The sequence below is a fragment of the Malikia granosa genome, assembly GCF_002980595.1.
GTDB lineage: Bacteria > Pseudomonadota > Gammaproteobacteria > Burkholderiales > Burkholderiaceae_C > Malikia > Malikia granosa.
On the sequence record NZ_PVLQ01000008.1, the window covers coordinates 256,940 to 268,356 of the forward strand.

The following is an 11,417-nucleotide window of genomic DNA, read 5'->3' on the forward strand; positions in this document are numbered from 1 at the left end:
GGCGCGATGTCAGCGCAGGCGCGAGATGCGGTCACCCGAGCGGTGCTGGCGCAGGTAGGCCGGCGTCAGCCAGGTCGGCTGGGCGCCGGGCCTGCGGCTGTCGAGCGGATGTGCTGATTCGCAGGCCTTGCGCAGCGATGGGCCACCCACCGACGGGGTAGGGCCCAGATGGGGGATGAGATCGACCATCAATCGATCCACCCGGATCCAGTTTCTGAACATGGGGAGCCTCTTTTCATCTGCCTGGGGGGCAGGCTTGTTGTTGTGGCTGGCCTTTCGCCTCTGCTGGGGGATTGCCGCCGGTCTCCTGGGTGTTTTCAATCTACGATGTCTGGCGCCTGCTTTGTTTGGCTGATTGACGCATTTCTTTGCTTGCCAGCACAATCCTTGCATTCCCGGCCGGTGCAGCGCGGCGGCGGCCCTGCGACAATCCGCAGCCATGACCCTCGACCTTTGCCCCTGCGGCCGCCTTGACGCCAAGGGCCGACCGCTCGCCCGCGGCGCCTGCTGCGGTCCCTGTCTCGATGACTTCGCGGCCCATCCGGCCCCGGATGCCGAAAGCCTGATGCGCTCGCGCTACAGCGCCTTCGTCGAGCGCCGCGCCGACTACCTGCTGGCAAGCTGGCACCCGAGCCGGCGCCCGGCCACGATCGACTTCGAGCCCGGTTGCAAATGGCTGGGGCTGGAAGTCAGGCGCGCGCGCCCGACCGGGCCCGACAGCGCCGAGGTCGAGTTCGTCGCGCGCTCGCGCACGGCCGGTCGCGCCCAGCGCCTGCACGAGCTCAGCCGCTTCCTGCGCGAGGACGGCCGCTGGTACTACCTCGACGGAGACCTGCTGTGAGCGCGCCGGCCATGAGCCTCGCGGCCGTGCGCTTCGATGCCGTGCTGTTCGACTGCGACGGCGTGCTGGTCGACAGCGAGCCGATCACCCAGGCCGTGCTGCGCGACATGCTCGAGGAGTCGGGCTGGGCTATGACGCAGGAGGAATGCATGCGCACCTTCGTCGGCAAGATGGTGCGCCAGGAGCGTGCGCTGATCGAGTCGCGCACCGGTAGGCCGCTGACCGATGCCTGGATGGAGGCCTTCTACCAGCGGCGCAACCAGCGCCTGCAGGCCGAGCTGAAGGCGATCGAGGGCGCCCTGAGCGCCGTCGCGGCGGCCCATGCCCATGCCGGTGGCCGCATTGCCTGCGCCTCGGGCGCCGACCGCCACAAGGTCGAGTTCCAGATCGACATGGCGGGTCTGCGGCCCTATTTCGAGCAGCGCATCTTCAGCGGTCACGAGATGCCGCGCAGCAAGCCGGCGCCCGACGTCTACCTGGCGGCAGCCGCGCACCTGGGCGCCGATCCGGCGCGCTGCCTGGTGATCGAGGACACGCCGACCGGGGTCACGGCCGGCGTCGCCGCCGGCGCCGAGGTCTGGGCCTATTGCCCGCTGCCCGAGGCGGCCGAGCGGCTGCTGGCCGCCGGCGCGAGCCGCCTGTTCGGCCAGATGCAGGAGATCGCCCACGCCCTGGGGTCATGATCCGGCCCGCCAGCCGCTTGTGCTGGCTTGCGCTAGAGTCGCCGCATGTCCCAGTCAGTCATCCAGGCGGAATCGCCGTCTCCCTTCCTCGCCCTCGCCACCGCGGCGCCCAAGCCGGGCCAGACCGTGCCCTCGCCCTGTGTTGGCATCTGTCGCATGACCGAGGCCGGCGACCTGTGCCGGGGCTGCTGGCGCACCCGCGACGAGCTGCGCGCCTGGAAGGCCAGCGACGACGATGCCAAGCGCGCGGTCTGGCAGCTGGTCGAACAGCGCCAGCGGGCGGCCGGATTGCAAGCTGCCTGACAGGCACGCGCTTAAACTGTGGCGATCGATTCCAGCACGGGAGCAGATCTTGCCGCAGACAGATGACAGTCCAGCGATTGCGCCGCCCGGCGCCCGATGGCGTGCCGGCCTCAAGGGCCGCCAGGTCGAGCCCCAGACGCGCGCGCGCGTGGCAGAGCTTTGCGCCGGCCTGGAGCCGCGCGCCGAGCTGCTGATCGAGCACCTGCACCGGCTGCAGGATGCCGAGGGCGGCCTGCGCCAGGGCCTGTTGGCCGCGCTGGCCGAGCGGCTGTGCCTGAGCCAGGCCGAGGTGCACGAGGTCGCGAGCTTCTACCATCACTTCGAGGTCGTCGCTGACGACACCGCGCTGCCCACTACCACGTTGCGCGTCTGCACCAGCCTGTCCTGTGCCATGGCCGGCGGCGAGAGCCTGCTGGCCGATTTGCGCCAGCGCCTGGCCGGCGACAAGACCGTGCGCGTGGTCGAGGCACCCTGCATCGGCCAGTGCCACCGCGCGCCGGCCGCCTGCGTCGGCCAGCGGCAGCTGCCGCAAGCCAGCGTCGAGTCGGTCAGCGCTGCGCTGGCCAGCGGCGTTACCGGTCCGCGCGCCTTGCCCGCCAGCGGCGCTCCTGAGTCGGCGCAGGCCTATGCCCAGCTGCGCCGCCTGCTGGCCGGCGAACTGACGCCCGACGCGGTGCTGGCCGAGCTCAAGGTCTCGGGCCTGCGCGGCCTGGGCGGCGCGGGTTTTCCGGCCTGGCGCAAGTGGGACACGGTGCGCGCCCAGCCCGGCCCGCGCTACCTGGTGGTCAACATCGACGAGGGCGAGGTCGGCACCTTCAAGGACTGGCAGCTGCTCGCCACCCAGCCCCGGCTCGCGCTCGAAGGGCTGCTGATCGCCGCGCTGGTGGTCGGTGTCGAGAAGGCCTGGATCTACCTGCGCGACGAATACCACGACTGCCGGCTGCTGCTGCAGGACGAGCTTGTCGCCTTGCGCCAGCGCATCCAGGGCTGGCAGGCCGAGTTTCCGCACGCGGTCTTCCCCGCGATCGAGCTGCGCCGCGGCGCCGGTGCCTATGTCTGCGGCGAGGAGTCGGCGCTGATCGAGTCGCTCGAAGGCCGGCGCGGCCTGCCGCGCCTGAAGCCGCCGATCGTCGCGCTGCAGGGCCTGTTCGGCCGCCCGACGCTGGCGCACAACGTCGAGACCCTGTCCTGGCTGCCCGCCATTCTGGAGCAGGGCGGCGCCTGGCTGGCCGGCCAGGGCCGGCGCGGCCGAAGCGGCCTGCGCCGCTTCAGCGTCTCGGGCCGGGTCAGGAATCCGGGCTGCTACCTGGCGCCGGCCGGCATCACGCTGCGCGAGCTGGTCGATGAATTCGCGGGAGGCATGGCCGACGGCCACGAGCTGCAGGCCTGGCTGCCGGGCGGGGCCTCGGGCGGCATCCTGCCGGCGGCGCTGGCCGAGCTGCCGCTCGACTTCGACACCCTGGCCGCGCAGGGCGCCTTCGTCGGCTCGATGGCGGTGGTGGTGCTGTCGCAGCAGGACAGCGTGCGCGAGGTGGCCACCGAGCTGATGCGCTTCTTCGAGCACGAGTCTTGCGGCCAATGCACCCCCTGCCGTGCCGGCACCACCCAGGCCAGGGCCCTGATGCAGGCGCCGGCCTGGGACGCCGAGCGGCTGACCGAGCTGTCCCATGTCATGCGCGAGGCCTCGATCTGCGGCCTCGGCCAGGCAGCGCCGAATCCCTTCGATTCGGTGCTGCGCTTCTTTCCGCGCGAGGTCCAGCCATGAGCGCCTTCGTCCAGACCCAGCCGGCTGCCGCTGGCAACCAGTCCGCCAGCGCGAATGCCGCTCATCCGGCACAGGCCGCGACCGATGCCGCGACGATCGATTTCGAGCTCGATGGCCGAGCCGTCCAGGCCAACCCCGGCGAGACGATCTGGCAGGTCGCGCGCCGGGTCGGCATCGAGATCCCGCATCTGTGCCACCGCGAGGGCCTGGATCCGGCCGGCAACTGCCGCGCCTGCGTGGTCGAGGTCGCAGGCGAGCGGGTGCTGGCTGCCTCCTGCTGCCGCGCGCCGCAAGCCGGCATGAATGTTCGCAGCGACAGCGAGCGCGCCCGCCGCGCCCAGCGCAGCGTGCTCGAGCTGCTGAACGCCGACGCGCCGGCCGGCAAGACGCTCAAGCATGACAGCGAACTCGCGCAATGGACTGCTGCACTGGATGCCGACCCGCAGCGCTTCGCGGCGCGCGGCGCGATGCAGCTTGAGGCCGCCGCGCAAGGTCCCGACCTCAGCCACCCGGCGATCGCGGTCAATCTCGACGCCTGCATCCAGTGCACCCGCTGCCTGCGCGCCTGCCGCGACCTGCAGGGCAATGACGTGATCGGACTGTCGTTTCGCGGTGGCCAGGCCCGGATCACCTTCGACCAAGGCGACCCGCTGGGTACCAGCAGCTGCGTCGCCTGCGGCGAATGCGTGCAGGCCTGCCCGACCGGCGCGCTGGCGCCGGCCAACGGCAGCTACGCCCAGGCCGCGCCGATCCGGGTCGAATCGGTCTGCCCCTTCTGCGGCGTCGGTTGCCAGCTCACCTATCAGGTCAACGATGGCCGCATCGTCCAGGTCGATGGCGCGCCCGGTCCGGCCAACGAGGGCCGGCTCTGCGTCAAGGGCCGCTTCGGCTTCGACTACGCGCACAGCCCGCAGCGGCTCACCGTGCCGTTGATCCGGCGCGCCGACGCGCCCAAGGACCCGGCCATCCTGACGCGCGGCCCTGGCGGCCGTGCCGACGCCGCCGCGCTGCGCGCCCAGTTCCGCGAGGCCAGCTGGGACGAGGCGCTCGACTTCGCCGCCGTCGGCCTGCGGCGCGTGCGCGATGCCCATCCCGACCTGCGCGGCCGCGAGGTGCCGATCGCCGGCTTCGGCTCGGCCAAGGGCACGAACGAGGAAGCCTATCTGTTCCAGAAGCTGATCCGCTCCGCCTTCCTGACCCACAACGTCGACCACTGCACGCGCCTCTGTCATGCGTCCAGCGTCGCGGCGCTGTTCGAGGGCCTGGGCTCGGGCGCGGTCAGCAACCCCTTGCGCGACGTCGAGCAGGCCGAGCTGATCTTCGTCATCGGCGCCAATCCGGCGCAGAACCATCCGGTCGGCGCGAGCTGGATCAAGAACGCGGTCGAGCGCCGCGCGCGCCTGGTGCTGGCCGACCCGCGCCGCACCGAACTCGCGCGCCAGTCCTGGCGCATGCTGCAGTTCCAGCCCGGCAGCGATGTCGCGCTGCTCAAAGCCATGCTGCAGGTGATCGTGGCCGAGGGCCTGACCGATCCGGACTTCATCGCCGCGCGCACGCTGGACTTTGATGCCTGGCGCGCCGAGCTGATCGACGGCCCGGTCGACTACAGCCCGGAGGCGATGGCGCCGATCTGCGGTATCGCGCCCGACCTGATCCGCGAGGTGGCGCGCGCCTATGCGAGCTCGCGCGCCAGCATGATCCTGTGGGGCATGGGCGTGGCCCAGCACAGCCATGGCACCGACAACGCGCGCTGCCTGATCGCGCTGGCGCTGCTGACGGGCCAGATCGGCCGCCCCGGCACCGGCCTGCACCCGCTGCGCGGCCAGAACAACGTCCAGGGCGCGAGCGACGCCGGCCTGATCCCGATGTTCCTGCCCGACTACCACCGCGTGACCGATCCGGCCCACCGCGCCGCCGCCGAGGCGGCCTGGGGCCTGCCGGGCGGCAGCCTGCCGGATCAGCCCGGCCTGACCGTGGTCGAGATCATCGATGCCGCCTGCGCCGGACATATCCGGGCGATGCTGATCCAGGGCGAAAACCCGGCCATGAGCGACCCCGACAGCGCGCACGCGCGCGCCGGCCTGGCCAAGCTGCAGCACCTGGTGGTGCAGGACATCTTCCTGACCGAGACCGCCGCGCTGGCCGACGTCATCCTGCCCGCCAGCGCCTGGCCCGAGAAGACCGGCAGCGTCACCAACACCGACCGCCTGGTGCAGCTCGGCCGCAAGGCCGTCGCCTGCCCCGGCGAGGCGCGCGCCGATGCCTGGATCACCGAGCAGCTGGCGCGCCGGCTGGGACTGGACTGGGATTACGGTATTGCGCCCGACGGCAGCGGGGCCGAGCCCGGCAGCGCGATCGGCCGCGTGTTCGACGAGATGCGCAGCCTGATGCCGTCGATTGCCGGCCTGTCCTGGGGCCGCCTGCTGGCGCAGCGCGCGGTCACGCATCCGGTGCTGACGCCCGACGACCCGGGCCAGCCGATCGTTTTCGTCGACCGCTTCCCGACGCCTTCCGGCAAGGCCAGGCTGGTGCCGGTCGGCCTGCTGCCACCGGCCGAGCAGCCCGATGTCGACTACCCGCTGGTGCTGATCACCGGGCGCCAGCTCGAGCATTGGCATACCGGCGCCATGACGCGCCGCAGCCAGGTGCTCGACGCGCTCGAGCCGCGGCCCAGCGTGAGCCTGCATCCCGACACCATCGCACGGCTGGGACTGCGGCCCGGCGGCCTGGCGCGGGTGCGCAGCCGGCGCGGCGTGGTCGAGCTCGCGTTGCGCGCCGATGCCGGCCTGCCGGTCGGCAGCTGCTTCATCCCGTTCGCCTATGTCGAGGCGGCGGCGAACCTGCTGACCAATCCGGCGCTCGACCCCTGGGCCAAGATCGCCGAGGTCAAGTACTGCGCGGTCCGGGTCGAGCCGGTCGCGCAGCGCCTGGAGGCTCAGACCGACAGCTTGACGCGGTAGCTGCTGTCGTTCTTCGGGTGGTTCGGGTTGGTGAAGACCTGGCGGTCGTTCTTCAGCACGATCACCTCGAAGAAGGGGCGGAAGCGCTCTTCCGAGATGCCGAAGGCGGACAGGAACTTGCCGAACAGCACCTGCTCCTCGGGCTCGGGCTGGCCATCGACCAGCGAGGAGTCGATCAGGTTGACCAGGATGCACATCTTCTGCGCATCGGTCAGCAGCGGAGTGGCTTCCTGCAGGAAGGTCTCGACCGAGTTCTTGCGGCGGTACTTGAGTGCCGAATCGAGCAGGGCCTGGCTCTGGGCGCCGACGCCGATGGTGCCACGGCCGTCGTCATGGCCGCCGAGCACGCTCAGCAGGTGACCGATCTCCTCGTTGTCCATTTCACCGTCGGCGGACATCATGTAGAGCAGTGCGGTGGCGAAGGCAAGGTGCGGGCTCATCTTTTCGCCGCTGTCGCTCTTGAACATGTCAAACAGACCCATGGGGTAAAACTCCTTGATTGATAGGCTGGAAAAAGCTGCCTGCTGATCGCGGCAGGCCCGGCCATCCTAGCCGGTTTCGGGGTTTTCCATGAGCTCGTGGGCGTTTTCAGTCGGCTGGACGGGCTGTATCCGCAGGCCAGGCTGGTTAAGATGGATGGATCGATTTTTTTCCCAGGAGTGACTGATGTTCAAGAAAATCCTCGTGCCCACCGACGGTTCCCCGCTGGCGCATCAGGCGGCCGAGTTCGCTGCCGACCTGGCCAAGGTCCACGGCGCCCAGATCATCGGCGTGTACGTGATCGATCCCTTCCCCTACATCGGCATCGGCGACGCCTCCGCGATCGGCCTGCAGGCCTACCTGAGCGAGGCCCAGGTCGCCGCGACCCAGTCGCTCGACGACATCCGCCAGGTCTGCGTGGCGCGCGGCGTCACCTTCGACGGCGACACCATCGAGCGCAACGTGACCTACGAGGGCATCCTGGAGACCGCCAGCGCCGAGGGTTGCGACCTGATCGTGATGGGCTCGCATGGCCGCAAGGGCATCGAGGCGCTGGTGCTCGGCAGCGTGGCGCAGAAGGTGCTGACCCATGCCAAGGTGCCGGTGCTGATCGTCAAGTCCTGACCCCATGCCGGCAACGCCTGCGGGCCCGAAGCGGCCGGCAGGTGCAGGCCGGCGCTCCTTGGCCCGGGTCAGGCCAGGGAAGGCCCTTGTTGCCTAGAATGTTTGCCTCTCCACGAGGCCAACCATGTCCGACAGCCAACCCACCAGCCGCCCGACCTCTGCCAGCACCGAGCCCATGGCGGCTGACGGCAGCGGCCTGATCCGCATCCGCGGTGCGCGCCAGCACAACCTCAAGAACCTCGACCTCGACCTCCGCACCGGCGAGCTCACGGTGGTGACGGGGCCGAGCGGATCGGGCAAGTCCAGCCTGGTGTTCGACACCCTGTTCGCCGAGGGCCAGCGCCGCTACGTCGAGACCTTCAGCGCCTATGCGCGCCAGTTCCTCGACCGCATGGACAAGCCGGCGGTGGACCGGGTCGATGGCGTGCCGCCCGCGATCGCGATCGACCAGACCAATCCGGTGCGGTCGTCGCGCTCGACGGTCGGCACCATGACCGAGCTCAACGACCACCTCAAGCTGCTGTATGCGCGCGCCGGACAGCTGTTCGACCGCCAGACCGCGTTGCCGGTGCAGCATGACAGCCCCGAGACCATCTACGCCGCGCTGCAGCAGCGCGCCGCGGCCGCCGGCGACCCGCGCCTGGTGCTGACCTTCCCGGTCGAGTTGCCGGCCAGCGCCACCCCGGAGGACATCGAGCAGTGGCTGGCCGCGAGCGGTTTCACGCGCGTGCAGGCCGAGCGCCTGGTCGACAAGGCCCCCGAACCGGGGTCGGGTCTGGATTCGGGGTCAGACACCGATTCTGCCGCCGATGCCGCCAAGCCCAAGTCCGGCAAGCGCAAGGCAGCCGCCGCGCCGCAACAGGTGCGCCTGCTCGACGTGGTGGCCGACCGCTTCCGGCTCTCGAACGCCGAGCGGGTGCGGGTGATGGAGGCGATCGAGCTCGGACTGCGCCGCGGCGGTGGCCGCCTGAGCGTCTACGCGCTGCAGCCGGCTGGCGATGACGGGATCGAGCCCGCGCCGCTGCTGTGGAAATTCTCCACCGGCCTGCATTGCCCCGAGAGCGAGCTGCGCTATGCCGAGCCGCTGCCCTCGCTGTTCTCGTTCAACTCGGCGGTCGGCGCCTGCGACAGCTGCCGCGGCTTCGGCCGCGTGATCGGCGTCGACTGGGGCCTGGTGATCCCGAACGACAAGCTGACCCTGCGCGCGGGCGCGATCAAGCCGATCCAGACCCCGGCCTACCAGGAGTGCCAGGACGACCTGATGCGCCATGCCGAGGCCGCCGGCATCCCGCGCGACCTGCCCTGGGCCCAGCTGACGCCCGAGCAGCGGCATTGGGTGCTGGAAGGCTCGCCGAACTGGAACGGCAAGTGGAACCAGCAGTGGTATGGCATCCGGCGCTTCTTCGACTACCTCGAGAGCAAGGCCTACAAGATGCATATCCGGGTGCTGCTGTCGAAGTACCGCAGCTACACCGAATGCCCGAGCTGCCGCGGCGCGCGCCTGAAGACCGAGAGCCTGCTCTGGCGCCTGGGCAGCAAGGCGCAGGCCGATGCGGTGCTGGCGCCCGCGCTGCGCTTCCTGCCGGTCGGCGTGGACTGGAGTCGCGAGCAGCTCGAAAGCCTGCCGGGCCTGTGCCTGCACGACCTGATGCAGTTGCCGATCGAGAAACTGCGCGCCTTCTTTGCTGCGCTGCAGTCGGACCTGGCGGGTGTTGATGCTGGCGCTGGGACGCTGGCTGGGCCATTGGCTGGCGCCGGATCATTGCTTGGCGCTGGAGCATCGGCTGGCGCTGACGGGGCGAGGGGGCTGCCGGCTTCCTCATGCTGCGAGCAGAAATCGTCAGCCGGCAGCCTCCTCGCCCCGTCGAGTCCGGGTGATCAGTCGCCTCCAGATCTGGAGCGTGCCAACTGCCCGGCAGGAGTGGCGGGCATGGGCGGCGACGATTTCTGCTCGCAGCATGAGGAGTCGCCCATGCTCGCCGCTCCTGCCAGCGCAAGCCAGCTCCAAAATCAGCACCGGACCGGCGAACAGCAGGCCCTCAAGCTGCTGTTCGACGAGATCGGCACCCGGCTCAAGTACCTGTGCGACGTCGGCATCGGCTACCTGACGCTGGACCGCCAGAGCCGCACCCTGTCGGGCGGCGAGGTGCAGCGCATCAACCTGACCACGGCCCTGGGTACCTCGCTGGTCAACACCCTGTTCGTGCTCGACGAACCCAGCATCGGCCTGCATCCGCGCGACATGGACCGCATCAACCAGGCCATGGCGCGGCTGCGCGACGCCGGCAACACCCTGGTCGTGGTCGAGCACGATCCGGCCGTCATGCTGTGCGCCGACCGCGTGATCGACATGGGACCGGGGCCGGGCGAGCGCGGCGGCTCCATCGTGTTCGACGGCAGGATCGAGCAGCTGGCGCACGCCGATACCCTGACCGGTGCCTACCTGGGCGGGCGCAAGCAGGTCGGCTTCGGCTTCAAGCGCATGGTGACCGAGAGCACGCCGCGCCTGATTCTGGAAGGCGCGCGCGAGAACAACCTGCGCGACCTCGACCTCGAGTTCCCGCTGCAGCGCCTGGTGACCGTCACCGGGGTCAGCGGCTCCGGCAAGTCGACCCTGGTGCAGGACATCCTGGCGCCGGCGCTGCTGCGCCATTTCGGCCAGTCGACCGAGGCGCCGGGCGCGCACGACCGACTGCTCGGCGCCGATCACCTGTCGGGCGTGGTCTTCGTCGACCAGAGTCCGATCGGCAAGACCGCGCGCTCCAATCCGGTCAGCTATGTCGGCGCCTGGGACGCGGTGCGCGACCTGTTCGCCGCCACGCCGCTGTCGCAGCAGCGCGGCTACACCGCGGCCAAGTTCAGCTTCAACAGCGGCGACGGGCGCTGCCCGACCTGTGGCGGCTCGGGCTTCGAGCATGTCGAGATGCAGTTCCTCAGCGACATCTACCTGCGCTGCCCGGACTGCGACGGCAAGCGCTACCGGCCCGAGATCCTCGAGATCACGATCGAGCGCGGCGGCCGCCAGCTCAAGGTGTCCGACGTGCTGGAGCTCACCGTCAGCGAGGCGGCGCAGCTGTTTGCTGGCGACCGCGACGTGATCCGCGCGCTGCAGCCCATCGTCGATGTCGGCCTCGAGTATGTGCGCCTGGGACAGCCGGTGCCCACGCTGTCGGGCGGCGAGGCGCAGCGGCTGAAACTGGCCGGCCATCTGGCAGAGGCGGCCAAGGCCTTCGGCGGCAGCAAGGGCAAGGGGGGCAGGGGCAAGACGCCGGCCAGTCGTTCCGGCCAGATGCTGGCGACCAAGGGCCAGCTGTTCCTGTTCGACGAGCCGACCACCGGCCTGCATTTCGACGACATCGCCAAGCTGATGCGCGCGCTGCGCAAGCTGCTCGAGATCGGCCATTCGCTGATCGTGATCGAGCACAACCTCGACGTGATACGTGCCAGCGACTGGCTGATCGACCTTGGGCCCGAAGGCGGCGAGGGCGGCGGCCTGATCGTCGCGCAAGGCCGCCCCGAGGACCTGCGCCTGCACCCGACCAGCCACACCGCCCGCGCCTTGCGCGACTATGCCGAGGCGGTCGGCGAACTGATGGAGGTCAACGAGGGCCGGCTGTCGGATTACCTTGCTGGTGCTGGTGCTGGTGCTGGTGCTGGTGCTGGTGCGGCTTTGGTGCTTGGCGCCGGGGCCAGGGGCTGGCCGGGTTCCTCATACGGCAAGCCAAAATCGTCACCCGGCCAGCCCCTGGCCCCGGCGAGCT

General features: G+C 70.3%; 8 protein-coding genes and 2 pseudogenes. 8 read left to right on the plus strand and 2 right to left on the minus strand.

Going from position 1 to position 11,417, the window contains the following annotated elements:
* Positions 1–9 precede the first annotated feature (9 nt).
* Positions 10–189, minus strand: a complete 180-nt coding sequence (locus C6P64_RS02345) for a hypothetical protein (protein ID WP_105746973.1) — start codon at positions 187–189, stop codon at positions 10–12.
* A 250-nt stretch (positions 190–439) separates the two neighbouring features.
* Between C6P64_RS02345 and C6P64_RS02350 the strand changes: the two genes are divergently transcribed.
* The 5 genes from C6P64_RS02350 to C6P64_RS02370 are packed head-to-tail and all read left to right on the plus strand — an operon-like array spanning position 440 to position 6,552.
* Complete coding sequence (locus C6P64_RS02350) at positions 440–841, plus strand: YchJ family protein (RefSeq protein ID WP_105746974.1); 402 nt, start codon at positions 440–442, stop codon at positions 839–841.
* A gap of 11 nt (positions 842–852) precedes the next feature.
* Entirely contained in the window at positions 853–1,524 is a 672-nt protein-coding gene (locus C6P64_RS02355) for an HAD family hydrolase (protein ID WP_105746975.1), read from the plus strand.
* Positions 1,525–1,569: 45 nt separating this feature from the next.
* Positions 1,570–1,827, plus strand: a complete 258-nt coding sequence (locus C6P64_RS02360) for a DUF1289 domain-containing protein (protein WP_105746976.1) — start codon at positions 1,570–1,572, stop codon at positions 1,825–1,827.
* A gap of 49 nt (positions 1,828–1,876) precedes the next feature.
* Positions 1,877–3,592, plus strand: a complete 1,716-nt coding sequence (locus C6P64_RS02365; protein ID WP_245911592.1) for an NADH-ubiquinone oxidoreductase-F iron-sulfur binding region domain-containing protein — start codon at positions 1,877–1,879, stop codon at positions 3,590–3,592.
* Complete coding sequence (locus tag C6P64_RS02370; protein WP_105746978.1) at positions 3,589–6,552, plus strand: molybdopterin-dependent oxidoreductase; 2,964 nt, start codon at positions 3,589–3,591, stop codon at positions 6,550–6,552. Before C6P64_RS02365 ends, C6P64_RS02370 begins: the two co-directional genes overlap by 4 nt.
* On the opposite strand, the gene C6P64_RS02375 is transcribed toward C6P64_RS02370, so the two are convergent.
* Positions 6,528–7,034 carry a tellurite resistance TerB family protein gene (locus tag C6P64_RS02375; RefSeq protein ID WP_105746979.1) on the minus strand — a complete coding sequence of 169 codons (507 nt, stop codon included), beginning with the start codon at positions 7,032–7,034 and terminating at the stop codon, positions 6,528–6,530. The two genes, C6P64_RS02370 and C6P64_RS02375, sit on opposite strands and share 25 nt — an antisense overlap.
* A gap of 184 nt (positions 7,035–7,218) precedes the next feature.
* On the opposite strand from C6P64_RS02375, the gene C6P64_RS02380 reads away from it, so the two are divergent.
* The 3 genes and pseudogenes from C6P64_RS02380 to C6P64_RS18780 all read left to right on the plus strand — a co-directional run.
* Entirely contained in the window at positions 7,219–7,656 is a 438-nt protein-coding gene (locus C6P64_RS02380; protein WP_105746980.1) for a universal stress protein, read from the plus strand.
* Between the two features lie 175 nt (positions 7,657–7,831).
* Positions 7,832–9,340: pseudogene (locus C6P64_RS18775) on the plus strand (excinuclease ABC subunit UvrA); the annotation flags it as partial.
* A 339-nt stretch (positions 9,341–9,679) separates the two neighbouring features.
* Positions 9,680–11,242 (plus strand): annotated as a pseudogene (locus C6P64_RS18780) (excinuclease ABC subunit UvrA); the annotation flags it as partial.
* Positions 11,243–11,417: the final 175 nt, after the last annotated feature.

Excerpts from the sequence above, each read along its gene's own strand:
- C6P64_RS02345 (WP_105746973.1), bottom strand. The coding sequence starts at position 189 with ATGGTCGATCTCATCCCCCATCTGGGCCCTACCCCGTCGGTGGGTGGC.
- C6P64_RS02350 (WP_105746974.1), top strand. The coding sequence starts at position 440 with ATGACCCTCGACCTTTGCCCCTGCGGCCGCCTTGACGCCAAGGGCCGA.
- C6P64_RS02355 (WP_105746975.1), top strand. The coding sequence starts at position 853 with ATGAGCCTCGCGGCCGTGCGCTTCGATGCCGTGCTGTTCGACTGCGAC.
- C6P64_RS02360 (WP_105746976.1), top strand. The coding sequence starts at position 1,570 with ATGTCCCAGTCAGTCATCCAGGCGGAATCGCCGTCTCCCTTCCTCGCC.
- C6P64_RS02370 (WP_105746978.1), top strand. The coding sequence starts at position 3,589 with ATGAGCGCCTTCGTCCAGACCCAGCCGGCTGCCGCTGGCAACCAGTCC.
- C6P64_RS02375 (WP_105746979.1), bottom strand. The coding sequence starts at position 7,034 with ATGGGTCTGTTTGACATGTTCAAGAGCGACAGCGGCGAAAAGATGAGC.
- C6P64_RS02380 (WP_105746980.1), top strand. The coding sequence starts at position 7,219 with ATGTTCAAGAAAATCCTCGTGCCCACCGACGGTTCCCCGCTGGCGCAT.